The organism is Desulfoluna sp. CYM3A (genome assembly GCF_056829965.1).
Map to the genome: position 1 here is coordinate 5313048 of NZ_CP186556.1, position 25605 is coordinate 5338652.

At 62.5% G+C, this 25605-nt stretch carries 23 protein-coding genes; 17 read left to right on the top strand and 6 right to left on the bottom strand.

The genetic code is table 11. The features are described 5' to 3' along the window. The first annotated feature begins 12 nt into the window (after nucleotides 1–12). Complete coding sequence (locus ACOYW1_RS26885) at nucleotides 13–351, top strand: P-II family nitrogen regulator (RefSeq protein WP_180138026.1); 339 nt, start codon at nucleotides 13–15, stop codon at nucleotides 349–351. Nucleotides 352–818: 467 nt separating this feature from the next. Further along, complete coding sequence (locus tag ACOYW1_RS26890) at nucleotides 819–2984, top strand: glutamine synthetase III family protein (RefSeq protein WP_482420407.1); 2166 nt, start codon at nucleotides 819–821, stop codon at nucleotides 2982–2984. Between the two features lie 276 nt (nucleotides 2985–3260). On the opposite strand, the gene ACOYW1_RS26895 is transcribed toward ACOYW1_RS26890, so the two are convergent. Then, a complete protein-coding gene (locus ACOYW1_RS26895; protein ID WP_482420408.1) occupies nucleotides 3261–4088 on the bottom strand; it encodes an MBL fold metallo-hydrolase in 828 nt (275 codons plus the stop codon). 408 nt (nucleotides 4089–4496) lie between these two features. Continuing rightward, on the bottom strand, nucleotides 4497–5603 hold the full coding sequence (locus ACOYW1_RS26900) for an NAD(P)/FAD-dependent oxidoreductase (RefSeq protein WP_482420409.1): 1107 nt from the start codon (nucleotides 5601–5603) through the stop codon (nucleotides 4497–4499). A gap of 335 nt (nucleotides 5604–5938) precedes the next feature. On the opposite strand from ACOYW1_RS26900, the gene rsgA reads away from it, so the two are divergent. After that, nucleotides 5939–7006 (top strand): ribosome small subunit-dependent GTPase A, encoded by a 1068-nt coding sequence (gene rsgA / locus ACOYW1_RS26905; protein ID WP_482420410.1) that lies wholly within the window; start codon nucleotides 5939–5941, stop codon nucleotides 7004–7006. A 276-nt stretch (nucleotides 7007–7282) separates the two neighbouring features. Here the strand turns inward: rsgA and ACOYW1_RS26910 are convergent, their stop codons facing one another. Next, complete coding sequence (locus ACOYW1_RS26910; RefSeq protein ID WP_482420411.1) at nucleotides 7283–8758, bottom strand: HD-GYP domain-containing protein; 1476 nt, start codon at nucleotides 8756–8758, stop codon at nucleotides 7283–7285. Between the two features lie 257 nt (nucleotides 8759–9015). On the opposite strand from ACOYW1_RS26910, the gene ACOYW1_RS26915 reads away from it, so the two are divergent. The 10 genes from ACOYW1_RS26915 (at nucleotide 9016) to ACOYW1_RS26960 (ending at nucleotide 17597) form a co-directional block, all read left to right on the top strand. After that, complete coding sequence (locus tag ACOYW1_RS26915) at nucleotides 9016–10734, top strand: class I adenylate-forming enzyme family protein (protein ID WP_482420412.1); 1719 nt, start codon at nucleotides 9016–9018, stop codon at nucleotides 10732–10734. A 426-nt stretch (nucleotides 10735–11160) separates the two neighbouring features. Further along, nucleotides 11161–11607, top strand: coding sequence for an amidohydrolase family protein (locus ACOYW1_RS26920; RefSeq protein ID WP_482420413.1), 447 nt, complete (start codon nucleotides 11161–11163; stop codon nucleotides 11605–11607). Continuing rightward, nucleotides 11505–11999, top strand: a complete 495-nt coding sequence (locus ACOYW1_RS26925; protein WP_482420414.1) for an amidohydrolase family protein — start codon at nucleotides 11505–11507, stop codon at nucleotides 11997–11999. The genes ACOYW1_RS26920 and ACOYW1_RS26925 overlap by 103 nt, the downstream gene beginning before the upstream one ends. 222 nt (nucleotides 12000–12221) lie before the next feature. After that, a complete protein-coding gene (locus ACOYW1_RS26930) occupies nucleotides 12222–12638 on the top strand; it encodes a secondary thiamine-phosphate synthase enzyme YjbQ (protein WP_180138043.1) in 417 nt (138 codons plus the stop codon). A gap of 2 nt (nucleotides 12639–12640) precedes the next feature. Further along, nucleotides 12641–13633 carry an MBL fold metallo-hydrolase gene (locus ACOYW1_RS26935; protein WP_482420415.1) on the top strand — a complete coding sequence of 331 codons (993 nt, stop codon included), beginning with the start codon at nucleotides 12641–12643 and terminating at the stop codon, nucleotides 13631–13633. 148 nt (nucleotides 13634–13781) lie between these two features. Further along, complete coding sequence (locus tag ACOYW1_RS26940; protein ID WP_482420416.1) at nucleotides 13782–15107, top strand: LTA synthase family protein; 1326 nt, start codon at nucleotides 13782–13784, stop codon at nucleotides 15105–15107. Next, nucleotides 15092–15577, top strand: a complete 486-nt coding sequence (locus ACOYW1_RS26945) for a hypothetical protein (RefSeq protein WP_482420417.1) — start codon at nucleotides 15092–15094, stop codon at nucleotides 15575–15577. The genes ACOYW1_RS26940 and ACOYW1_RS26945 overlap by 16 nt, the downstream gene beginning before the upstream one ends. Before the next feature lie 344 nt (nucleotides 15578–15921). Beyond that, nucleotides 15922–16056 (top strand): hypothetical protein, encoded by a 135-nt coding sequence (locus tag ACOYW1_RS26950; RefSeq protein WP_482420418.1) that lies wholly within the window; start codon nucleotides 15922–15924, stop codon nucleotides 16054–16056. A gap of 12 nt (nucleotides 16057–16068) precedes the next feature. Next, nucleotides 16069–16851, top strand: coding sequence for a hypothetical protein (locus ACOYW1_RS26955; protein WP_482420419.1), 783 nt, complete (start codon nucleotides 16069–16071; stop codon nucleotides 16849–16851). 206 nt (nucleotides 16852–17057) lie between these two features. Further along, nucleotides 17058–17597, top strand: coding sequence for a hypothetical protein (locus tag ACOYW1_RS26960; protein ID WP_482420420.1), 540 nt, complete (start codon nucleotides 17058–17060; stop codon nucleotides 17595–17597). Nucleotides 17598–17683: 86 nt separating this feature from the next. Here ACOYW1_RS26960 and ACOYW1_RS26965 read toward each other — a convergent pair whose 3' ends face one another. Together ACOYW1_RS26965 and ACOYW1_RS26970 are read right to left on the bottom strand one after the other, a co-directional pair. Continuing rightward, on the bottom strand, nucleotides 17684–17887 hold the full coding sequence (locus tag ACOYW1_RS26965) for a CooT family nickel-binding protein (RefSeq protein ID WP_180138051.1): 204 nt from the start codon (nucleotides 17885–17887) through the stop codon (nucleotides 17684–17686). A gap of 169 nt (nucleotides 17888–18056) precedes the next feature. Beyond that, complete coding sequence (locus ACOYW1_RS26970) at nucleotides 18057–18401, bottom strand: DUF3842 family protein (RefSeq protein WP_482420421.1); 345 nt, start codon at nucleotides 18399–18401, stop codon at nucleotides 18057–18059. Nucleotides 18402–19027: 626 nt separating this feature from the next. Here ACOYW1_RS26970 and ACOYW1_RS26975 point away from each other — a divergent pair. The 4 genes from ACOYW1_RS26975 (at nucleotide 19028) to ACOYW1_RS26990 (ending at nucleotide 24984) form a co-directional block, all read left to right on the top strand. Next, nucleotides 19028–19900, top strand: coding sequence for a hypothetical protein (locus ACOYW1_RS26975; RefSeq protein WP_482420422.1), 873 nt, complete (start codon nucleotides 19028–19030; stop codon nucleotides 19898–19900). Beyond that, nucleotides 19795–20574 (top strand): cyclase family protein, encoded by a 780-nt coding sequence (locus tag ACOYW1_RS26980; RefSeq protein ID WP_482420423.1) that lies wholly within the window; start codon nucleotides 19795–19797, stop codon nucleotides 20572–20574. Before ACOYW1_RS26975 ends, ACOYW1_RS26980 begins: the two co-directional genes overlap by 106 nt. Then, complete coding sequence (locus tag ACOYW1_RS26985) at nucleotides 20571–24464, top strand: response regulator (RefSeq protein WP_482420424.1); 3894 nt, start codon at nucleotides 20571–20573, stop codon at nucleotides 24462–24464. The genes ACOYW1_RS26980 and ACOYW1_RS26985 overlap by 4 nt, the downstream gene beginning before the upstream one ends. 112 nt (nucleotides 24465–24576) lie before the next feature. Then, a complete protein-coding gene (locus tag ACOYW1_RS26990; RefSeq protein ID WP_482420425.1) occupies nucleotides 24577–24984 on the top strand; it encodes a YkgJ family cysteine cluster protein in 408 nt (135 codons plus the stop codon). A 31-nt stretch (nucleotides 24985–25015) separates the two neighbouring features. Here the strand turns inward: ACOYW1_RS26990 and ACOYW1_RS26995 are convergent, their stop codons facing one another. Then, nucleotides 25016–25408, bottom strand: coding sequence for a pancreas/duodenum homeobox protein 1 (locus tag ACOYW1_RS26995; protein ID WP_180138064.1), 393 nt, complete (start codon nucleotides 25406–25408; stop codon nucleotides 25016–25018). Nucleotides 25409–25605 lie beyond the last annotated feature (197 nt).

The following is a 25605-nucleotide window of genomic DNA, read 5'->3' on the forward strand; positions in this document are numbered from 1 at the left end:
AAGGAGTGGGGTATGCGCAAAATCGAAACGATTATCAAACCGTTTAAACTCGACGAAATCAAAGAGGCCCTGGGGGAGATCGGCATTCAGGGAATGACCGTCTCGGAAGTCAAGGGCTACGGCCGCCAGAAGGGCCACAAAGAGATCTACCGCGGCGCAGAATACGATGTGGACTTTGTGCCCAAGCTCAAGATTGAGATCATCGCCGAGGCGTCCCGGGTGGACCAGATTGTGGAGACCATCCGCAACGTGGCCAACACCGGCAAAATCGGCGACGGAAAGATCTTCATCATCCCCGTGGAGCGCGCCATCCGGGTCCGCACCGGTGAAGAGGGTTACGACGCCCTCTAACCACGAAACGGCAAGGCATCGCCCGCATGACGGGCAAACAGGGGGGGCCGCGGGTCCCCCCTGTGGATTTCCCCCCTTACATTTTTGTTAACTGGCCCCCGGCACACCCAGGCACCCTGCCCAGCCCCCCGGAACAGGCCCGTCCAGCCCCCCTCTCCCCTGAAAAACCGCGAGAATCCGACAAATACCCCGAGAACGAACCGGGAACAATTCACAAATTTGTAAGACTTACCCGCAAACTTTTCACAAAAATGTCATTTCGAGAATTCATCCTTGCCCTGACGGTTTAAATGAAATATTCTTGGATAACAGGATCCTACCCCACCAACCCACATCTTGGCACACCTGTTGCAATACCATCCCCCCGTAACCCGTTGCGGAACTGTTTCGGGACAACCATAACGAAACCGCGCAAACGCCCCCCAGGGCAACGGTGCTTCATCAATCCACAAGACGGAGAGAGCATTATGAACGGCAACACGGTGAGAAGGGAAGCCATCAGGGCCATCAACAACTACTCGTTCGAGACAACCATTGACTTTAAAAACTCATCGTCCATTGATCTCTTCGGAGACAATGTCTTCAGTATTTCCATCATGAAGAAGCGCCTGCCCAAGGACATCTTCAAGAAGATCAGCAAGACCATGGAAGAGGGAACCCGCCTGGACCCCTCGGTGGCGGACGTGGTGGCCTCGGCCATGAAGGACTGGGCCCTGGACAACGGCGCCACCCACTACGCCCACGTCTTCTTTCCCCTCACCGGCCTCACCGCCGAGAAGCACGACAGCTTCCTCATGCCCGACCTGGCGGGCAACGCCATCGCCGAATTCTCCGGGTCCACCCTCATCCAGGGCGAGCCCGACGCCTCCAGTTTTCCCAACGGCGGCCTGCGTGAAACCTTTGAAGCCAGGGGCTACACTGCCTGGGACGTCACCAGCCCTGCCTACATCATGGAAAACCCCAACGGGGCCACCCTGTGTATCCCCACGGCCTTTGTCTCCTGGACCGGCGAGGCCCTGGACAAAAAGACCCCCATCCTGCGCTCCATGCAGGCCCTGAACACCCAGGCCCAGCGTATCCTGAGGCTCTTCGGGGACGACTCCAACAAAATCGTCAACTCCACCTGCGGCGCCGAGCAGGAGTACTTCCTCATCGACCGCAACTTCGTCACGGCCCGCCCCGACCTCCTCACCGCCGGCCGCACCCTTTTCGGTGCCCCGGCTCCCAAGGGCCAGGAGTTTGACGACCACTACTTCGGCGCCATCCCGGACCGCGTCCTGGCCTACATGTGCGAGGTGGAGCGGGAGCTCTGCAAGCTCGGCATCCCCGTCAAGACACGGCACAACGAAGTGGCCCCCTCCCAGTTCGAGGTGGCCCCGGTCTTTGAAACCGCCAACCTGGCAACAGACCACCAGCAGCTGGTCATGGTTACCCTGCGCAAGGTCGCCCGGAAATACGGCCTCACCTGCCTGCTGCACGAAAAGCCCTTTTCCGGCATCAACGGCTCGGGCAAGCACGTCAACTACTCCTTTGGCAACGCCTCCCAGGGCAACCTCCTCGACCCCGGGGACACCCCCCACGAGAACGCCCAGTTCCTCGTGTTCTGCGCCGCGGTCATCCGAGGTGTCCACAAATACGCCAAGCTCCTGCGGGCGGTGGCGGCCACAGCGGGCAACGACCACCGCCTGGGTGCCAACGAAGCGCCACCGGCCATCATCTCCATCTTCCTGGGGGATCAGCTCACCGACGTCTTCAAGCAGATTAAAAACGGAGATGCCACCTCCTCCAAGGGCGGCGGCACCCTCAACATCGGCGTGGACTCCCTGCCCAACCTTCCCAAGGACGCGGCCATTCAGCCACCATCTTCGCCGATGGACTGGCTTCAGTTCCGTGCCGTGGGCTCTGCCCAGTCCGTGTCCGGGCCCCTTGTGGCCATGAACACCATCTTTGCCGACTCCATCGACTACATTGCCACCGAGCTGGAGCGGCGCACCGGCGGCGACGGCGCCAAGCTCAACGACGCTGTCAAAGAGGTGATCAAAGAGATCGTCGACGCCCACGGCGAGGTGATCTTCAACGGCGACGGCTACACCGACGCCTGGCAGGAAGAAGCGGCAAAGCGTGGCCTTCCCAACCTGAAGACCACCCCGGACGCCCTGCCCACCCTTATGGACGACGACATCGTGGAGCTGTTCAGCCGCTTCAACGTCCTGTCCAAGGCAGAGCTGGAAAGCCGCACGGAGATCTACCTTGAGCAGTACAACCTCAAGATCGCCGTGGAAGCCAAGACCTCCATCAAAATGGCCGACACCCAGATCTACCCCGCGGCCGTGGCCCACCAGGCCATGCTGGCAGACAGCTGTCTCAAGCTCCGGGAGCTGGGCCTGCCCTGCGACGATGAGTCCCTGACGCGGATCACCACCCTCTCTGCAGAGCTCCGGGCTGCCTCGGCAAACCTCAAAGCCCTCATCGCCGAAGAGCACGCCGACACCCTGGCCGAGTCCAAACACTGCTGCGATAAGATCATCCCCGCCATGTGTGAGCTTAGGGCCGTGGCCGACGCCATCGAAGAGATGGTGGCCGACGAGTTCTGGCCCCTGCCCACCTACCAGGAGATGCTCTTCGTTAAATAATCTCGGGTGCCGGTGGCTTTCACGGCTGACCGGCCCCTCCCAGGCAACGTGCGCGTTCTTTTTATGCGGATGGATCGAACGCAAAGGGCCCGCCCCCCGGAATCCCCCGGGGGCGACCCGCACGCCGGCATGATCCTGTGCCAAAACGACAAAGGGGAGGCCTTAAAAGGCCTCCCCTTTGTCGTTTCGCTCCCCCGGTATCGTGCCGAAAACGTCCCGTCCCTTTCCACACCGTCTGCTCTGTCCCCCCCCCCATTGCCCAGGAATGCCCGGGGATCAGTCATACCTCAACACCAGGCCCACCCCCACCTCCTGCAGGGGGGCCACTTCGGCCAGGGCTTTGCGGGAGGGAAAATCCGTGCAGTGACAGGCGTGAAGGGCCGACAGGTTGAGCGCTTTGATGTAGGCGAGGGTCCCCTCCAGCTGGCGGGGACTCGGGGAAAGCAGGTGAAGCCCTCCCACGATGTCGGTCACCCGCTCCTCTCCGCACACCCGGCGGGCCTGCTCCACAATGTTGCAAATACCGGCATGGGAGCAGCCGGTGATCACCACCAGCCCATCGTCCCCCTTCCAGGCCAGGGCCGTGTCGTCCAAAAGCATGTCCGGCGCCCCATTCATGACCCCCTGGGGACTTTTTCCTTCAAAGTCGTTCTCCCGGGGAATCTCCCCCAGAAACCAGAGGCGCTCCGTCAGCTGCACCGGCTCCCGGGTCAGTCCCATGGGAAAGTGCTCCCCGAGCTTTGCCGCCGAAACCAGGGACCCGATCTCCCCCATGCCCGGAAAGGTGCGGGTTACAAACACATCCGGATGGGCCGTCACCTGTGGCCGGTGGTGGGGCCGCCCCTCCATGGCCGCCACGGAAAAGGCCCGCATCAAGGGCTCCACCCCCCAGGTATGGTCCGCGTGCCCGTGGGAAAACACCAGATGGTCCAGATGCAGCAGGTCCTCCCCCATCTTCTCCGCGTTCCTCAAAAAAATGTCGCTGTACCCGCAGTCAAAGAGCACCCTCTGCCCATCGGCTTCGATCAGAACGGAAAAGGCGGGCTCGGCCAGAAAATAGCGGTCAATGATCGTGGTGTTGTCCACGAGAACGGTCAGTTTCATCAGATGCTCCTTGGGTGGCGTTTGAGGATGCCTCCGGCGGCCCTGCCGGGGGCTAAACTTTTAAAAAGTTGAACAAACAGGTCTTAAAAGAATATTTGCATGAATGCCGTTTTAAAGGCGGACATGATTTTCCCCGAGAAGCGAGGGGAAAACGCATTCGCAACCTGGGGTCCTGGGGTGGCGAAACCACCTAGGCTATAAATTCCTTGGCCGCTGGAGGCATGCTTTTCCTGTCCACTTCTCTCCCTTGACAGAGACAGAAAAACAACCGACACAACCACAACAAACAACGGGCGCAGCCCGTCAGCGAATGCGACGGGGCGAGGTACGAGCCCCGGAGCATTCGCGACCCTGGGGTGCAGGGGCTGTAGCCCCTGCCCGCCGGAGGCGCTTTTCCCCAGCCCCTGCCTACCCCCCGATCAGGGCGCACACCTCCCTGGCAAGGGCAAGGGAGGCGGTGAGGCCCGGGGATTCGATGCCGATGAGGTGGACCTGGCCTTTGAGGGGATCGCTGTGGATGAGAAAGTCTGCCACCGGGTCGCCTGGTTTCTGGCGCTTGGGGCGGATGCCTGCCATGTCCGGGCGAAGCATGGCAGGGGTAATCCCTTTGAGGTAGCGGCTTGCGGCCCGGTGAAAATCGGCGAGATGGCTGGGGTCGACCCGGTAGTCCTCGGCTTTGTCGGCAAGGTACAGGGCGTTGGGGCCCAGGCGGACGGTGCCGTCGAGGCCTAAGGTGGCGTGGGTGCCCAGGCCCTGGTTGGCCGGTTCGGGCACCGGGTAGACCAGGGTGGAAAGATGCCCGCGGGGCAGGTCCAGGGCGGCATACTCCCCTTTCCACCAGTGAAGGGCCGCTGTTTCTGCAGGGACCCCCGTAAGGCCTGCCACGCGGTCTGAAAAAAGACCGGCGGCATTGATGAAAAGCCGGGTGGTGACGGCTTCTTGTCGGCCGTCCCGATAGCGCACCGTCAGGCGGCTGCCAAAGGCTTCGGTTTCCACGGCCACGGCTTCGGTCTCAAAGGAGAAGAGGGTGCCTGCCTTTCTGGCCCGGGCGAAGAGTTTTCGCATGAGGCCGTGGGCGCTGACAATGCCCGTAGAAGGCGAATACAGGGCCTCTTCGGCCCGGACGACAGGTTCCATGGCCCGGACCTGATCCCCGGTGAGCCGCTCTAAATCCATCACCCCGCAGGCGCGGGCGTTGACTTCAAGGCGGTCCAGCTCGGCAATCTCCTCGTTGCAGGTGGCCACAATCAGCTTGCCGCAGCGGCGGTGGGGCACCCGGTGACGCCCGCAGAACCCATAGAGCAGCTCCCTGCCCGACACGCAAAGCCGGGCCTTGAGGGACCCTTGGGGGTAGTAGATCCCCGCATGGATCACCTCGCTGTTGCGGCTGCTCACGCCCCGGCCGAAGCCTTCCTCTTTGTCGATGACAAGGACCCGGCCAACGGCTTTCGAAAGGGCCTCGGCCACGGCCAGCCCCACCACCCCGGCTCCCACAACGGTCACGTCAAAATCCATGGTGATTTCATTTCCTTGATCCTGGGTTGGAAAACGTTGACACCCGCTTGCGTTCGGTTATATCACTCAGGGCGATCAGGGCAAGGAAATGGGGCCGCGGAGTATTAGGAGGCAGGCGCAAAAAAAGCCATCATGGTGTATGATGGCTTTGGGTAAGCAAGAGCCAAAGGACACAAAAAACCGCCTCCGGCGGCCCTGCCGAAGACCGAACGTTAGCGGCACGCTGGCGCGTTTTAAACGTATCGAACATTCAACCGAAAAGTTTTTGCGGAGCTTTTATCAACAAGCGACCCGCCGGAGGCAAAAGCCCCCGCAAGCCAAGGAGACAAGAACGGATGCACCTTTCCACCATGGGATGGGATGAGTTTTTTGAAGACCAGAAAAAGGCCCTGAAAAAGGTCAACGGCCGCCTTGCGCGGGTCACGGGCCTGCAGAAAAACCACGTCCGCATCCATGACGGAGAGGAAGAGGTGGTGGTCAAGGCCCGTGGGCGCATTGTCCGGGGCCACGGCAAGAACACTCTCTTTCCCGTGCCCGGTGATTTTGTCATTGAAAAGGACGGGGTGGTCACCCGGGTCTTTGCCCGGAAAAACCAGCTGGTCAGGGGAGCCGCCGGACGGCGGGGCAAGCTGGACGCCGCCCCCAAGGCCAAGCAGGTCATCGCCTCCAACATCGACACGGTCTTCATCGTCACCGGCCTGGACCGGGACTACAACCTGCGGCGCATCGAGCGCTACCTCACCCTCATCTACAACAGCAACATGGCCCCGGTGGTGATCCTGAACAAGGCCGATCTCCACGAGGACCCCGCCCCCTTCAAGGCCGAGGTGGAAGAGGTTGCCGTGGGCGTGCCCGTACACCTCATCTCCTCCACGGACGGCCATGGCGTGGACGAGCTGGCCCCGTACATCAGCGAAGGAAAGACCGTCTGCCTCATGGGCTCCTCCGGTGCCGGAAAGTCCAGCCTGGTCAACGCCATCGCCGGTGATGAGATCCGCATCGTGGGCGAGGTGAGCGACTTCGACGGCAAGGGCATGCACACCACCACCACCCGGGACATGATCTTTCTCTCCTCCGGGGGCATGATCATCGACAACCCCGGCATCCGGGAAATTTCCCTCTCCGACGAAGAGGGCGGCGTCAAAGACACCTTCCCCGACATCGAAGACCTCGCCGCAGGATGCCGTTTCAACGACTGTTCCCACCAGCACGAACCCGGCTGCAACGTCATTCGTGCCGTGGAAGAGGGCACCCTGGCCCCGGACCGCCTCTCCAACTTCCTTAAAATGCGCCTGGAGCTCACCTTCCTCTCCGACCGGGACGCCAAAACCGCCGACCGCATCGAAAAAGAAAAATGGCGGGACGTGGCCAAATACCTCAAAGACGCGAAAAAAAGAACCTAAGGGCTCGGCTCCGGGGCCAGCGCAATTAAAAGTCCAGCTGCCTCCGGCGGGTCGCTTTTTGAAAAAAGCTCCGCAAAAACGTTCCGGTAATCAAGGCGCTTCTCTTCAGCCCCACAGGTGCTGAAGAGAAGCGCCTTGATAAAGTAAAAAAGAAGATGGGCTATGCCCTGCAGGGACGAATCCTCAAACAACAAAACCTGTTTATCAAACTTTTCAAAAGCTTGGTCCCCGGCAGGGCCGCCGGAGGCCTGCTTTTTCCACTCACGTTACCCACCATCAAGGCGTTGTCTCTACCTCATCCCGGAACCGCTCGGCAACCCGGATAAAAGCCGCCTCACACCTTAGAAACGCCGCCACCACGTCGGGGTCGAAGTGGGAGCCTCCCTGATCCATGAGAAACATTTTGGCCTCTTCGTGGGAGAGGGCTTTTTTGTAGACACGCTCCGAGCACAGGGCGTCGTAAACATCGGCCAGGGCCATAAGCCGGGCGGACAAGGGGATGGCCGTGCCGGACAGGCCCCTGGGGTAGCCGCTGCCGTCCCACTTTTCGTGGTGGGCCGAGGCGATCTCCCCTGCATGAATGAGGAACGCGGCGTCTTCCCCCATCTGCTCGGCGGCACGGGCAATGGCCTCCTCCCCGTAGGTGGTGTGCTTTTTCATGATCTCAAACTCCGCCTCGGTCAGGGGCCCGGGTTTCAGGAGTATGGCGTCGGGCACCCCCACCTTGCCGATGTCGTGCAGCGGGGCCGTCTTGTAAAAAAGATCGATGAGACGACCATCCAGGTCGTGGGACTCCGCCATCTCTTCGGCCAGCAGGCGGACGTAGTGCTGGGTGCGGCGAAGGTGGGCACCGGTCTCGTTGTCCCGGGTCTCGGCCAGGGTGGCCATGCTGTTGATGATCACATCCCGGAGCAGCTCCATGGCGGCGTTCTGCTCTTTAAGGCCCTCGATCATGCGGTTGGTGTACCCTGCGATGATACCGAACTCGTCGTTAAAGGCCACGGGCACCCGGGTGTCCAGGTTTCCCTGGGCCACGTCCGTGAGGGTCCGGGTCTCTTCAGAGACAAAAAGGCGAAGGTTCTTGGCGTAGGTGACGATGAGGTTGGCCGTGTAGGCGGCCAGGATGAGGATGATAAAGCCGATCTCGGCCAGGACCGCCCGCCGCGCCATGGCCAGGTTGTCGATGCCCACGGTCATGAGCCAGTTCAGGTCAAAGGAGATAACGAAGTAGAGGATCACCATCACGGAAAACAGGGAGATCACCGTCACCAGGGTAAACTTCTGGGGGACCGTCAACAGCGGCACGGCAACGGCCAGGGGGTTGCCCCCGCGCCTCAGGGCCAGGAGGCGATCCTGGGTCAGGGCCAGGTCCGCGCCGATGAAAAAACCCATGATCAGAAACCCGGTGCCCAGCCTGAGGGTGCTCTCCATGTCCGCGCCGTAGCGCACCATGTTGTGGACCCCGATGCCGTACCCGGCCAGGGCAAAGAGGGAAAGGTCCACCACCAGCTGCACCCCCACCTGCCGCTGGAGCCCCACCCGCGTAAAGACCCACCGGCTTGATGCCATGCGAAGCCCCCGGCACACACAAAGCAGCACCAGCAGGTGAAGTCCCCAGAGCCAGAGGGGAAAACTCTCCACCACCGGGCACACCTGCCCTCCGTACACCCCCATGACGCAGACGAGCAGGGCAAAATGGATCGAGGCCCGACCGTCGTGCTCCAGCTCTTCGCTGACAACCCGGTATCGCATGAACACCTCCATAAAAAAGGAAAGCCCTTGCGTGTTAAAGGGAGTGGCACACCCCAATCGTGGCATGGAATACGTTTTTATGTCAACGCGTTGCAGCCCTGCCAGGGTTCTATTTCCGCCCTTTGGCCCCATGCCCCTGGCCGCAGGCTTTTCCGCTCCGGGCTCTCCTTGCCCCAAAAAGCTTTACACCACCCGTGTCAGAGGTTTATGACCTTGATGGTTGTTTGGTATGCGAACAAAGGCAAAGGAGAGAGAAAATGACGACAGATACGGAGATCAAAGATTACGACAGCTGGCAGCTCCCCCTCATCTCGGATTATGTGCGAAAATGGGCAAAGCAGACCCCCACAAACGACGCCCTGATATCGGCGGAAACCGGGCAACGCTTCTCTTACCGGGAGTTTGACGAGGCCAGCGACCTCTACGCCATGGCCCTGACAAAAATGGGGCTTGAAAAAGGCGACATCCTTGTCACCCAGTTCCTGGCCGTGCCGGAGTTCTTCCTCCTGGTCTACGGCTGCCTCAAGGCCGGGGTCATCATCTCTCCTGTGGACATCCGCCTCCAGCCCCACGAGGTGGTGCGGGACATCGGCAAGGTGCAGGCCAAAGCGTTTTTCTGTCCGGGCACCACCCCCATGAAAGACTTCACCGAGGTGGTCGAAGCCGTCAAGAAGGCGTGTCCCTCGGTTGCCCACATCGTCCAGTGGATGCCCTTTGGCCTGCCCGAGGAGATGGCCGAGGGATCCCTTGGGTTCGACAGCCTCTTCGGGGAAGAGGCCCTTGACGCCCTCAGACAGGACGGCGCCCTCAAAGACGCCGTGCGCAGCGTGGAAAACACCCTCACCACCCGCGACCCGGCCCTTATCATCTTCACCACCGGCACCACCGGGGACCCCAAGCCTGCCCTGCTCTGCCACGAAAACATCCTCATCAACAACATGGTGGCCGGCCGGGGCGCCAGCCTCTACGGCACCAACTTCCGCCTTTTAAACGTCATGCCCACCAGCCACGTGGCAGGCACCTCCCAGGGCCCCATGAGCGCCTGGTTTGCGGGGGGCTCCGTGTGCTCCATGGGCTTTTTCTCCCCGGACAAGGCCATGGAAGCCATGGCAACCTACCGGAGCACCTTCATCGGCGGAGTCCCCACCCACTTCCGCATGCTCTGGGCCCTGCCCGACTACGAATCCTACGACCGCAGCAGCCTGCGGTTTGCCCTCTACGGCGGCAGCGCCGTGGACACGGCCTTTTTAGAGCAGCTGGCCGAGATGTCCCCCCTCTTTGGCACGGCCTACGGCATGACCGAATCCGGCGGCTTCTTCTCCGCCACCCCCAAGGGGATCTCCGTTTCCGAAATGTCCGGCCAGGTGGGACAGTTCTTTCCGGACCTGGCCCCGGTGACCATCCGCAAGCCCATGAACCCGGACGGAACCGCAGGCGAGGAGGTGGCCAAAGGCGAGGTGGGCGAGATCTGCGTGGAGGGGGGCATTGTCTTTTTGGGCTACGTCAACAACGAGGAGGCCACCCGAGCCTGCCGCACCACCGAAGGTATCCTCTACACAGGGGACATGGGCTCTTTAAAACCCATGGGCGGCTACGAAGCCATCGTCTTTGCCGGGCGCCGCAAGTTTGTCATCAAGCCCAAGGGCTACCTGGTCTTCCCGGACGAGGTGGCCGACCACCTCACCCGCCACCCCAAGGTGAGCCAGGCCCAGGTGGTGGGCGCCCCCCACGACCTCTTCACCGACGGGGTCTTTGCCTTTGTGCAGCCCACGGAAGAGGGGTGCGTCACCGAAGAGGAGCTGGCCGCCCACTGCAAACAGATCGCCTCCTACAAGCGCCCCTGCCACGTCCACTTCTGGCCCGTGGGCGAGCAGTTCCCCGTCAACAAAGTCAACAAGGTGGACCTGCTGACCCTCACCCACCAGGCCCAAGAGATTGTGGAAGAGCTCAGGCAGCAGGGGGGATGGGACAGGTAGGAAGGACAGGGCAAAAACAAATAACAAGCCTCCGGCGGGCAGGGGATTTTTAGCCTAAGTGGCTTCGCCACCCCTGGACCCCAGGTTCGTGAATGCTCTTTCGCCTTCGTTCCTCAGGCTCATCGCATTCCCTGACGGGCTTCGCCCGTGGTGAATACCGAGGGCAAGGGGCAACAGCTTGTATCAGGATAGCTTTCGTTCCCAGGCTCCGCCTGGGAATGATGCACTGAGGCTCTGCCTCCACCATTGAGAGCGTTTCATCCTTGAGGCAAAACATCGCAAAAACGGGTTGCCCCCGGCGTACCTTCCAGGGTCACACAAAGGCCCTGCACCGGCTTTGACGTTTTCATTTTCCGTCAGCGGTGTTACAACACGTGGAAATTGTGCTTCTTTTTTACCAAACGCATTCCACGGGAGGAGATTTTCATGGTCATTGATTTCCACACCCATGTGTTTCAGGACGAGGTGATACAAAACCGCGCCGCCCACCTGGCCGACGAGCCCGAATTCGCCCTGCTCTACGAATCCCCCAAGTCCGCCATGGTGGACGCCGAGGCCCTCATCGCCGTCATGGACGAAGACGGGGTGGACAAATCGGTGATCTTCGGGTTTCCCTGGCGCAGCGAAAAAAGGTTCCGGGACAACAACGACGCGGTGATCGAGGCGGTACGAAACGATCCGGACCGGCTCATCGGCATGGCCTGTTTTGACCTGGGCGCCAAGGGCGCGGCCGCCGAGACCGCCCGCTGCCTGGATGATAATGTAAAGGGGTGGGGGAGCTTGCCTTTTACCACTCCGGCATCGATGCTGAGGCCCTTGACCTCATGGAGCCCGTCATGGGGCTCTGCCGGGAGGCAAATGTGCCCGTGGTGATCCACGCCAACGAGCCCGTGGGCCACGCCTACCCGGGCAAGACCCCCATCACCTTGGGGCAGATCTACAACCTGGCCGCCCGGTACCCGGACAACCGCATCGTCCTCTGCCACTGGGGCGGGGGCATCTTCTTTTTCAACCTGCTCAAGAAAGAGGCCAAACAGACCCTTTCCAACCTCTGGTTCGACACCGCCGCCTCCCCTTATCTCTACGATGCCGAGATTTATGAGGCCGCGGCCCGCCTTGCAGGCGAAGACCGCATCCTCTTCGGAAGCGACTACCCCCTCATCCGGCCCTCCCGCTACCTCAAAGAGGTCGAAGGCCACGTGGCAGATGAGGCCCTGAGGCAAAAAATCTTAGGAAAAAACGCTGCGGACCTGCTGGGAATATAAGTAAGGTCGGAAATGGCTCTTGAGCCTTCGTTCCTCTGGCTCATCACATTGCCTGACGGACGCCGTCTGAATCCAAGGCCCTTGCGCTTTTGCCCGAGGACCGAGGGACAAAGCGCAAGGGCAATATGCTTTCGAGGTGTTTTCGCGATCCCGGCTCCGCCTTGCTGCCGGAGGCCTTTTTGATTTTCCTTGAGTTTACCCTGAACACAAACGAGACCATCCATGAAGAGTTATCGAAAAGAGCTTTGGTTTGAGGTGCCTGCCCGGCGGGCCTTTATCAACATCACCCCGGACGTGGAGGCGTGCCTTGCGGAAAGCGGGATAAAGGAAGGCCTGGTGCTGGTCAACGCCATGCACATCACGGCCTCGGTGTTTATCAACGACGATGAGAAAGGGCTCCACCACGACTACGAGGTATGGCTGGAAAAGCTGGCCCCCCATGAGCCGGTGAGCGGGTACCGCCACAACGTGGGGGAGGACAACGCCGACGCCCACATGAAGCGGCAGGTCATGGGCCGGGAGGTGGTGGTGGCCGTCACCGAGGGCGCCCTGGATTTCGGCACCTGGGAGCAGATTTTTTACGGCGAATTTGACGGCAGGCGCCCCAAGCGGGTCCTTGTGAAGATCATCGGAGATTAGGTATGGCCGGTTATGATGAGATGGCACCCGGGGTGTTCCGGATCCGCCAGCAGGTGCGCAAGGGCTGGGTCCCTTTCACCATGAACCTCTACGCCCTGCCCGGAAAAGACGGGCTCCTCTTTGACGCGGGCTCCGGCACCAGGGGGGCTGTGGCCCATGTGGCCCGGTGTCTCCTGGACCTGGAGAACCGGACCGACTCTCGGGTGCGGCAGGTCCTTCCAAGCCACGCCCACTGGGACCATTTTTCCGGGGCCTCGGCCCTGGCGGAGCGACACCGCATGACAGTGCGTCTCACCGAGGCCATGGTGCCCCTGGTCCGCACCCGGGCGTGTTACCGGGCAGCGTACCGGGAAGGGGCAAGCGCCCTTCGTCCCAGGGCAGGTGCCGTGAAAGAGGCCTTAAGGTCTTTGGGAGGCCGCCTCATGGACGAGGCCTTTTCCCTTTCCATGGGCATCCGAGCGGTCACCGGGCCCTTTTCTCCCCTGGCCGTGGGAGACCGCCTTGAAACCGACGCCGGCATCTGGGAGGTCCTGGCCGGTCCCGGCCACTGCGACGTCCACATCATGCTCTGGAATGAAGAGGCGGGCCTCCTTTTGGGCGGTGACAACGTGTTGGCGGACATCACCACCTGGCTGGGTCCGCCCCGATCCGACCTTGTCGCCTACCAAAAAACCCTGGAGACCATCCGGGAGTTGCCCGGCCTGCGCCTCATCCTGCCGGCCCACGGGCGGCCCGTCACCGATCCGATCAAGCGCACCACCCATCTTATCTCTCACCGAAAAAAACGGCTGGCCGAGATCCGGGAAAAGGTGGAAACCGCAGGGCCCGAAGGTCTCACCGGCCGGAGCCTGGTCCGAGACTACTACCCCCGCATGGCCCCCCTGAAACGAAGCATTGCCCAGGGCTGGATCGAGGCCACCCTCCTCTACCTTCTCCGGGAAGGAGACCTGGCCCGCACCGCAGAAAAGGGTCTCTGGCGGTACCATACGCCGTAAGGAAGCGCTCTCACCGCAGCATACCGTATTTCAAGCATTTACATTGCCACGGCTCATGGGGTAGACTCCGCCAATCGTGTGAGGTTCACACGGATAAAAACGCAGGTTTTCGTAACCCCATCATCCATTATGGAGAGTTCAAGAGTTCATGGTATGGCTTCGTTTGTTCACGGTATCGTTTTTGGGATTAACCGGGCTTGGCGCCCTGTTGCGGGTGTTCTTCTACCTTTGCCATCGGGAAAGTTTTGCCGGGCTCTCCGCCTCCAAAGCCGCCTACAGCCTGATCTGGGGCCTTCGGTTTGACCTGGCCCAGGCGGCCATTTTTACCCTTCTGTGCCTCCTGATAGGGGCCGTGCTGAGCCTTAAGAAAAAACGATGGGTTTTAGCCCCACTGGGCCTTGCCGCAACAGCCATTGTGGCTCTCCAGACCTCGGACATCATGTATTTCCATGATGCCAGCCGGCACATCGGCTACGAACTCTCCGACGCGGCCACGGACTTTGGGAGCCTCGTGGCCACGGCCTTTACCCAGTACGCCTCCGTCACCCTGGGAGGGTTCATTTTGCTGGGGCTGGCCCTTGGGACCATCTTCAAAGCCCGGGGCTGGGTCCTCAAGGAGACCCCGGCCCGGCTCGGACTCATCAAGGGGGGCCTGGCCAGCCTGGTGGTGGCGGCCGTCCTTGTCATCTCCGTACGCGGTGGGGTCACCGGCCTTCCCATGAAGCCCCTGTTTGCTTACAAAATCGGGGATCCTGTCCAGGCCACCCTGGCCCTTAACGGCGGCTACAGCGGCCTCTATTACCTTTTTCGCAACCGGGACAAGATAACCCAGATCCCGATGCCGGCCCCCGTCTCCACAGACGACCAGCGAAGGACCCTTGCCCGTCTCTACCCGGACGCCCCCACCAAAGAGGCCCTGACTTTTCGGCCCGTCAACGTGGTGGTGCTCCTTCTGGAAAGCTGGCCTGCGGCCCTGATGAAGAGCTACGGGTACGAGCACGAGACCACCCCTTTTTTCGACAACCTCGCCACCCGGGGACTCCGGGCCGACGCCATGGTGGCAGGGGGGCATCGCACCACAGAAGGGATCTTCACCACCTTCTGCTCCTACCAGAACCCGTTGGGTCAGAGCCTGGCCAAGAGCCAGCTCACCACCTACCCCTACCGGAGCCTGGCCCAGAGCCTTTCGGACAAAGGCTGGAGCACCCTCTTTTTCCAGGGAACCCGCAAGGACACCAGCGGCACCGGGGCCTTTGCCCAGAGGCTGGGGTTCCAGGAGAGCTACGGCAAGGAGGAGATCAGTGAGCGATCCTTAGGCACCAACCGCTGGGGGGTTTACGACCAGGACCTCTACGCCTTTATCCTGAAAAAACTCAAGGCCACAAAAGCATACCTTGGCCGTGCCGACGCTCCCGCCCTCACGACTCCCTGCCCCCTTCGGTGGCCCCCGCCTTCGGCATGGACACCCCGTTGAACCGGAACTTGAGCGTCCTGCGCTTTGCAGACGAGGCCCTGGAAGGGTTCATCACCGCCTACGAGGCAGACCCCGCCTTCGGCCCCACCCTCTTTGTCCTGCTGGCCGACCACACCGCAAAGGTCACAGGGCCGGCCCTGACCCAGTACCTCATTCCCTTTACCCTCTTTGCCACCGACGGCTCGGTGGCCCCCGGGGCCATCAACGCCCTGGTCTCCCAGCGGGACATCGCCCCCACCGTGGCCCACCTTCTGGGGGGTGAGATCCCCGCCTTTACCGGCCGATCCCTCTTGAAACCCGGCCCCCGGGCTGCCGACTACTACCACCATGGCCTTCTGGGCTGGGTGGAAGGGGACCACGTGGTGGAGATCAACCTCCTTGGGTCGGGGGAGACAAAAACCTACCTGCGCGAGGGCCCCCTGGACCCGCTCTTTGAGGTGACCCCATGCCCATCCACAACCACCGCATGACCCGGGAGGCCCTGGCCTTTACCCAGCGCTCCCAGGACCTGCTCTTTAAAGGCAGGACCCTGGAATTTTTCGATCTCTTCAAGGAGTAAAGACTCCCGCCCATGCTGCCGGCACCTTCCGCCGGCAGCGGCCACCCCAGGGCGTCCCCTCCTCACTTTTTCCTACGCAAATCCCATGGTTTGAGCTACTATGGCAGTGACAAGGGCCCACCTGCCAGGCGGCCCTTTTGCCCCTTCAAGGCGGCCACGCCAAGGCCCTGGGCACACGCATTCCCACAGAGCACGCCAACCCGACACCCCAAAACACACCCTTCGGGGGCCTCCCCGAACAGACAAGGATATGCCATGAACCGTTCCGACAGAATGCTTCGCTCCCTGGTCTATTCCCCGGTGGACAACCGGGAGGGGTACGACACCCACATCCCCATGATGAGCCGCATCGTGGGCGGCGCCGTGCGCTCGCTTGATGCGACGGCATGAAGGAGCCTGGCCATGCCCGGCTCCACCTGGGCCCAGTGGAGCCACGACACCCTGGAGGCCACCGTCACCCGCCCCATCCGCACCCACGCCCAGGTGGCCTCCATGCGGGGGGACAACCCGGACACCTTTGTCTACTCCGATGAGCTGGTGGAGCGCCTCTACGCCTCCATGCTCCGGGACGTCACCGGAGAGTTCATGGATGAAACCGGCCACTTTTCGGAAGATAAAGCCCGCCAGGTGATGGTCACCAGCGCCCTGAGGCGCCGGTTCAGCCAGCAGGTGGAAAACTTTCGCTATCTGGAGTGTGCCTACGGCACCTTCGGCCTCTCGGCCCTGAAAGCCCTGCGGGAGCTCCTCACCACCCTGGTGATGGCCGTCACCGAAGAGCGCGTCGACGGGCCTCTGCCCTACGCCGAAGGCGAAACCCTCTCCTTTGAGACCTACCTCACCATCGCCAGAAAGCGCCTGGAGAACCTGTTTCGTCACGACGCCTTTTACGTCAAGGATTTCTCCGAGCGCACCACCGGCGGCATCATCGGGGTCTCCCCCTACGAGGTGGTGAAGGGCTCCCGCCTGGGGCCCTGCACCCTCCGGCGGTACCTCACCCCCCAAGGGGCCGAGCCAGCTCCTTGCCTTTGCCAGCCCCCTGATCGACGAGCCGGGTCCCTGTTCGTCCCGGGGAAATGCGTGGAGGCCCTGTCTGGGCGCCGGGCTGCAGCATCTGCCTGGAACAACGCCGGGGAGCCAGGAGAAAAATCCGACGGCTTGGACCTGGATTTCTGGAAAAACGGGTAGGGCAAGGCCAACATGGGCTGGGTCCCAAAAGGAACATCCGGGGGAAGAGATCTGTGTGATGGGATACTGCATGGGGGGGACTCTGCTGCTCCCCTGGCTGGCCCGGAACCAGCGAGAGGAAGGGGCCTGAAAGCGCACTGGGTATAACCCGGTGGGGGCGGTTATCCCCCATCCGGTTCAACGACGGGATGAGCGGCCAGGGGCCCATGCGGGACGTGATACGGCACGATTACGACCCGGCCCTCATTGCGGAGATGTACGGCGGGGTGGGGGTGCCACCCCAGATCATCGATGCGGGCATGAACGAGATCCAGCCCGGGGTGCGGTACTTTGTCAGGCGGGGATTTTACCAGCGGGCGGGAAAGGCGGAAGAGCTCCTGGAAGCGGCCCCCTTCTTTTACTGGCTCACCCACGGCACCCGGTTCGGCACGCGCTCCCACCTCACCTGGATCGGAGACCTCTTCATGGACAGCGCCATCGAAAAGGGGACCTACCCCCTCTCCTCTCCCGTTCCGGAGCTCCACGGCAAGCCCGTGTCCATGACCTCCCTCTCACGCATGGGCGTGGCCCTTTTCGACTACCAACCTCGTCCCGGTCTCTCACCGCCGGGGCCTGTGGCGACCCAGCGAGCTGTGGGGAACCGAAGAGAGACGAACCGAGACAAAGGGGGGGCTGAACCGAACCATCGAGAAAAACGCGGGCCACATCTTTGTGGTCAGCCGTCGGCTCCTCTCCGAGTTCATTGAATACATGCGATACCTTCCAGGGGTAACGGGCATGGAAAAAGGCCATTTGAGGGGGCGCGGGCTTAGAGGCCTGCGCCTTGCCTGCGTCAGAGAGCGGCCCCTGTCTCCCGGATGAAGATCTTATGATCCACCAGGGAGAGGGACTCGATGGCCCCCTTGATGAAGCGCTGCTCGCCGAAAATATTGATGAGCTTGAGTTCCCCCTCTTCCGTGGGAACGGCCACGTCCACCGACTCCATAATCAGTTTCGGCTCGCCGTCGGTAATGATATAGGCACTGGCTTCACACATGGGATACCTCCGTTTACGCGATTCATCCGGCAACCATTTCTACGTTTATCCATAAGGGCATGAACCCTGCTGGGTCCATGCGCGCGTCAATCGCCGGTGTCATACTGAAACATGCCGGTCTCGCACCGTCAAGAAAAACACCGCATAAGCGGCGCTGGCTGCGAGGGCATCAATTCAACAGGGTTTTCAACCCCGATTCAATCAACTCATCCACCAGGTGGGGCAAGGGAGCCTTGTGCACCCCCACCACCTCCACGTTGTCCTGGGACAGGGGCAGCAGCACCTTTCTGGCCGCACAGCCGGAGATGGCCTCGGCCATGGCCGGAGTCACCTCCCCCATTAGGGCATGGGCCATGACAATCCCCAAGGGCCCGGTGGCCACATCGCAATGCTGGACGCTCCGGACAATGGCGTTTTCTCCGGACGCCCCACGGTTGGCACCGGCCTTGAGCATCTGCGCCGTGGCCACGGCGTTGGTGCCCAGGGCGATGATCTCCACCTTCTCGGCAAACAAACCTGAGCATCATGATGATGGCGCTTCCGGATCTGCGCCTGCGCCGTCGATCGCGCAATTTCTGACATCGGCAAACTGCCTGGTGTATCTGGGCGGTGGATCAAAGCCGTGGTTTAGGTAAAGCCGACATAACCCCCTTCGGTTCATCCATTAATCAAACCCGCCTCCTCCCCGTCAATGCCGTCGCGTAAAAATCGCAGGCCCCGAGATGTGCGGAGCCTCCCACGCCAGACAGCCCCTTTATCCCTCTACTTGGTGCAGGCACCCGGTTTCGGGCAGCCTCGCAACGCAGAGAAACGGGCCCGTTTTTTCCTATCAAAAGGAATCAAGAGTTGAAAAAAAATTGATATTCCGGCAAAAATGAGAATTTAAATTAAGGACGTGCTTGAAAAGGTGATCCTTTTCCAGGCACCACCCGGCGAAGGGACCCTGGAGAACACAAGGAGCCCCTCAAAGAAACTTCGCAGCCGGAGCGCCCCTGGCCCGAAAACCCCGTTGTTGCATGTTCCACGGGCAGGGAAAGGAACGTTGTTCCTGCTATCATCCACCATCGGTTCGTTTCCGGCGGCCATGACACACTCCAAACAGCGTGCTGTTCTATGTCTTATATTGAAGCGTTACATCTCATGCGGGACCCCTTCGACGACTACGTGGACGAGGCCTCGTTTTTTCCATATACCAAGCTCATTGAAACCGTCGCCCTGGTGCGCAACCTGATGGAGGCTCCCCACAACGTGGTCCTCATCACGGCTGATCCGGGGGGAGGAAAAACCCTCCTGCTCAAACAGGTGCTGGCCGCAGATGAAGAGAGCTGGAGTGTCTGCACCCTCCAGCTGCCCACAGGCTGCGCCCCGTTGCGGGCCTACACCATGATGCGTGACGACCTGCCCGTCATCATGGTGGACGACGCCCACCGCCTGGAGCCCGACGCCCTGGCCGCCCTCATCAAGCAGACCACCGATGAGGGGGAGCCGCGCCAGTTCAAACAGGTCATCTTAACGGGGCTGCCCCACACGGCCGCCCTTTTGGACACCCTGCGCCACCTGGTTCCCGCCCATGACGGCATCCGTGAGGTTCCCCTGCCCCCCATGGGCCTTGCCGAAATGACGACTTACCTGGAAGGGCGCCTGCAGTCCGCGGGGCACCAGGGCGAGCTGCCCCTCACCGACGGCCAGGTGATGCGCATTCACCTCAATTCCGGGGGATACCCCGGAGCGGCCAACGCCGAAGCCGCCAAAGAGCTGGCCCAGGAGTACGCCGGCGCGGCCTCGACGCCGTCCCCAGAGGGTCTCGGGGAAGGGTTGCTTGAACAACGACCTGCACCCCCCGGCTTAGCCCCTGACCATCCAGACGGGGCCGCCCTCCCAAGGGCCGCCCCACCACCGGAGACGCCATGGAGATCCTCGACCTGTCTGCCCCGCTGGATTCCGACACCGCCTGGGCCCCCTGGTGGGCCCGTACCCGTGTCAAACGCCAGGGCCACCGCTTCGGCGCCCTGACCGTCTTTCTTCTCACGGGCCTGACGCCCCGGTTCCTGCGCCGCCGCCTCGGCTGGGCCAACGACACCCTCTCCCTCTCCTCCCACGGCACCACCCATCTGGACGCTCCCTGGCACTACGCCCCGGACGCCGGGGGCAAGCGCGCCATGACCATCGACGAGGTTCCCCTCTCCTGGTGCTTTTCCCCGGGGGTCTGCCTGGACATGAGCCACAAAAAAGACGGAGAGGCCATCACCGAAGCTGACATCACGGCCTGGGAAGAGGCCCGGGGGATCACCATCACCGCCGGGACCATCGTGCTCATCCGCACGGGCATGGACCGGCTCCTGGGAGATCCCGCGTACTTTACCGCCGGTCCCTGGGTGACCCGGGGGGCCACGGCCCTGCTCACAAAACGGGGGGTCAAGATCACGGGCATCGACGCCTGGGGGTGGGACGGTCCCCTCTCCCACATGGCAAGGCGCGCCAAAACCGGAAAGGGTGAGTTCTGGGAATCCCACTACCAAGGGGCCGAGACCCCGTACTGCCACCTGGAACGCCTGGCGGGCCTCCACCGCCTCCCGGACCAGGGCTTTACCGTCTGCTGCTTCCCTTTGAAGGTCAAGGGCGGCTCTGCAGGGCCGAGCCGTGTGGTGGCCCTCATGCCCGACGGTGAGGAAGGGCCCCTCCCATGACACCGACACGGGCTCCCCGCCCTCTCCCCACCCATCGCTGCGCCGGTCCCTTTGCCCGGCTCTGTGCCGCCCTGCTGGTGCTCCTCATGCCCTTGACGGCCCGGGCCGCAGCCCTGGACGTCACCGACCTTGAAACCAGCCTCTCGCCGGGGCCGTCCCTGCTCTGGCATGCCGACGCCGAAGCAACCCTCACCGTCACCGAGGCGGCCCGTCCCGACACCCTTTTTGCCCCCCTGGAAAACCTCGAATACGCCTTCGGGTTCATGGGCTACCCCCTGTGGGGCCGCCTCACCCTGGCCAACCGTGGCGACGCCCCCTTTGACGCGGTCATCACCATCGACTACCCGCCCTTAGACGAGGTGATCTTCTACCACCCCGGCCCCGAAGGCTTCGAGCGTGAGATAAGCGGCGACACCCACCCCTTTGCCGAGCGGCCCCTGGCCCACCCGGCCGTGGCCTTTCCCGTCACCCTGCCCCCGGGGGAGACCACCGTCTTTCTGCGCATCACCACCCGGGGCGCCATGGTCCTGCCCGTTCGGGTCTGGAACGCCGACGCCTTTCCCGCCACAAACCGTGGTGGCCCGCCCCTGTCGTGGCTCTTCTACGGGGTCATGCTGGCCATGGCCGCCCACGCCCTCTTTGCCTTTCTGGTCACCCGGAAGCGCACCCGGCTCTCCCTGCTGCTCTTTGCCCTCGCCCTGACCCTCCACGCCATGGTCCACGCCGGTCACGCCTTTCAGTTCCTCTGGCCGGATGCTCCGAACTGGGCCAACACGGCCAACCCCCTGCTTCTTGCGACCGCCACCTTTTTTGCCCTGCTCTTCTCCCGGGGCTTTCTGGAAACCCGCACCCTCTGCCCGGACCTGGACCGCCTCATCAAGGCCGGGTTGGTACTCTGCCTGGGCCTTGCCGCCTGCGCCCCGATCCTGGACTACCGCATCATCAGCCAGTGGACCACGGTCACGGGCATCGCCACTGTCCTGGTGATGCTGGCAGGGGGAGCGGCCATGGCCGCCAAAGGGGGCCGCCCCACACGCTTTTTCCTGATGGCCTGGCTCCTCTTCCTGGCCGGGGGCGCCCTCTCGGCAGGAAGCCTCTACGGGGTGGTGCCCTTAGGCCCCCTCTCCCGCTGGGGCCTGGAGATGGGCTACGGCTTCCTGATCCTTTGTCTCTCCTGGGCCATGCACGACAAACAGCAGGCCCGGCAGCGCCAAAGCACCGAGTCCGTCAGGGCCCTCCGGGACTCCGAAGAGACCTACCGCAGCCTGGTGGACAACGCCAGGGACGGCATCGTGGTGGAGGTCGACGGCCGAATCACCTACGCCAACCAGGCCATCATGACCATGTGCGGCTACGAAGGCGAGGCCTTCTACACCGTGCCCGTCATCGACCTGTTCGCCGATGCGGACACGGGGCGGGCCATGATGGATGACAGGCTCCGCGCCCGGCGCCAGGGTCAAAGTCCCTCGGGCCAGTACGAGGCACGGCTCCGCCACAGAGACGGCGATATCATCGACGTCATCATCTCCGAGACCCCCGTCACCATGGGCGGGCGCCCGGCGACCATGGCCATCGTCACGGACATCACCCGGCAAAAGCAGGCCGAAGAGAAGATCAACCGGCAAAACGAAGAGCTCACCGCCCACCGCAACCGCCTGGAAGAACTGGTGGCCGAGCGCACCGCCCAGCTGGAAAAGGCCATCGGCAGCTCCGAGCTGGCCGTGGAAGAGGCCAAGGAAGCAGCCGTCACCAAGAGCACCTTCCTGGCCAACATGAGCCACGAAATCCGCACCCCCATGAACGCCATCATCGGCATGAGCGACCTGATGATGCGCACGGACCTCACCCCCCGCCAGCGCGAGTACCTGGGCATCATCCGCTCCTCCTCAGGCTCGCTGCTCCAGATCATCAACGACATTTTAGACTTTTCCAAAATGGACGCGGGCAAGCTCCGGTTCGAGGAGATCCCCTTTCGCCTGGCCGAGGTGGTGGAGGCGGTCACCGACCTGTTCATCGAGAGCTGCGTAAGAAAAGAGATCGAGCTGGTGGTGGACATCGACCCGGAGGTGCCCGACGAGCTCATCGGGGACCCCTTGCGCTTTCGCCAGGTGCTGGCCAACCTTCTCTCCAACGCCTTTAAATTCACCGAGGCAGGGGAGATCGCCATCACCGCCACCTGCCTCCGGCAGGAAGAGCACCACGTGGAGCTCTTTGTGGCCGTCCGGGACACGGGCATCGGCGTGGACCCCAAGCGGTCGGACCGCCTCTTCGAGGTGTTCAGCCAGGCCGATGGCTCCACCACCCGCAAATACGGCGGCACGGGCCTGGGCCTTGCCATCTGCCGCAACATCGTGGAGCGCATGGGCGGGGCCATCTGGGTGGAACAGGTCCACGGCGGGGGAAGCCGGTTCTGCTTCACCGCCCGCATCCGGTTCATGGACACCCACGCCCAGCCCACCCTCATTCCCCATGAGATGCGAAGGGGAGCCGTGCTCCTGGTGGAAGACAACAGCGCCACGCGCACCGTCCTGGCCCGCGACCTCACGGGCTTCGGCTTCACCGTGGCAGAGGCCGAAAGCGGGGAAGAGGCCTTGAAGCACTTTCGAAAGGGGAGCTATCCCCCTTTGAGCCTGGCCGTCATCGACCTGCAACTGCCCGGCATCAACGGCATCGACACGGCAACGGACCTGGTGAAAAGCGGCGGGGCAGACAGCCCCCGGGTGATTCTCATCGGCCCCTTTGGCCGGGAAGAGGAGGTGGTCCGGGCCCGGCGCAGCGGCTTTGCCCACTTTCTCATCAAGCCGGTCAAACCCTCGGCCCTGTTCGACGCCGTCATGGAGATCTTCGGCGCCCCCCGCACGGCCACCGGCCCGACGTCCTCTTCGGCCGCCCCCAGGGACCTGAGGGGCCTGTCCGTGCTCCTGGTGGAGGACAACCCGGTGAACCAGATGGTGGCCAGCGAACTCCTCAAAGGCTGGGGTATTGACGTCACCGCCGCCGCCAACGGCCTGGAAGCGGTCAAGAAAGTGGAGACCCACCCCTTCGACCTGGTGCTCATGGACCTTCAGATGCCCATCATGGACGGCCTGGAGGCAACGGCCATGATCCGAGACAACCTGGCCATGCCCGATTTGCCCATCGTGGCCATGACCGCCCACGCCATGCAGGGAGACAAGGAGCGCTGCCTCCACGCGGGCATGGACGATTACGTGGCCAAGCCCATTCACCGGGAACGCCTCTTTGAGGTCATCGCCCGCCACACCGTGGGAACCGACGCAGCGACCGACCACGACACGCCCCTTGCCGGAGGATGCGTCCTCGATTTCGACGCCGGGGTGGAACGGTTGGGCTCCGAGGCCCTCTACGACCGGGTGCTCCAGCGCTTCCAGGCCGAGTACCGGGACTTTGCCCGCAAGCTGGCCGGGCTTCTGGACGCCTCGGACCTTGCCGCCCTGCGCATGGAGGCCCACGCCCTCAAGGGGGTGGCCGCCAACATCGCCGCCGACATCCTCTCGGCCGAGGCCGCAGCCATGGAAGAGACCGCGGCCCGGGAGGACCTTTCCAGCGCCCGGGAGCTGGAACCGGCCCTTTCCCGGGCCCTTTCCCACGTGCTCTCTGCCGTGGAGACCCTGGAGCGGCCAGCGGCCCCTGCCCCGAAAGTCCCCGCGTCTCCCCCCGAAAAGGCCCGCGACACCATGGTGGCCCGCCTCCGGGACGAATTGACCGAGGCCGACCCCGTGGGCTCAGCCGAGACCGTGGGGGCGTTGATCCGACACCTGCAGGGCAAAGAGCAGGAGGCGACCCTTGCCGCCATGCAGGAGGTCGCAGAGCTCATCGACGCGTACGACTTCGACGGGGCCCGGCACCGACTCGCCCTGCTCACCGGATGATCCCCCTTTCCAACCCATGGGGATATGTGGTAGAAAACGAAGCCCCATGGGGGCCTTTACGGCACGGAAGTGCCTCCTGCTTACCCACAACAGACAAACAGATACGAATCGCATGACGAACCCAACCATACTGACCCGTCAAGGGTTCCCCTTTGCCTTTGACCCCGCCGCCTGCGAGACCTGCGGGGGGCGTTGCTGCAACGGGGAGTCCGGAAACATCTGGGTCACCCGGGACGAAAGCCGGGCCCTGGCCCATGCCCTGGGGATGACCCCGGAGGCCTTTGCACGGGACTATTTAAAAAAAGTGGGGTACCGCGTCTCCATCGGAGAGCGGCAGGAGGGAGAGAATTTTGCCTGCCTTCTCTACGACAGGAACAAAGGGGGGTGTTCGGCCTACGAGGCCCGTCCCGCCCAGTGCCGGACCTTTCCCTTCTGGGACTACTTTCGGGAGAGGCCCCACGAGGCGGCGGCGGAGTGCCCGGGCGTCATCCTTGACGAAAGCAGCCCGGACCATCGCTGACCATGGGGATAAGAAACCGGCGGCTGGCCGATCAGGCAAGGGAGATGGAAAGGGGCACCACATGAAGGGCCCGGGAAACCTCACGGGTCCGGCCGATGCGCCACTCCCCGCAGGTTGCGGACTCGCCCAGGGCGGCGTCGATTTTGGCCACCAGCCCCTTAAGGTTGATCAGGGGGTGCCGCGTAAAGACCTCGGGCAGGCCGTAGGTGAGGCTGCAGACAAGGCATTTGCCCGGCCTCTGGGTCAGGTGCAGCTCGAACTCAAGGCTCTTGTCCCCTTCGCCTGCATAAACCAGGGAGATATCGTAAGCCCCGTCTTCGGCATCGCCGTAGAGTGCTTCAAAAAACTGGTCGGAAAGATCAGCCGGAAATACCTCAGCGAGAAAATCGGCAGTAAACAGGGACCGAAATGTATCCGTGCTCATGGGTGGGTGCTCCTTGGTCATGTTTGATTATGAGTTACAGGTGATCCCGGTGAGTTACCATCGGAATCCCACATGATTTTTGAAGGAAAGAAACCATATACCACGGAAAAGCCGCCGGTCAAACAAAAAGCGCCCCGAAACCCGGTATCAAGAGCCCGAGGATGTTGACCAACGACGTGTGACAAACCAATCAGGAG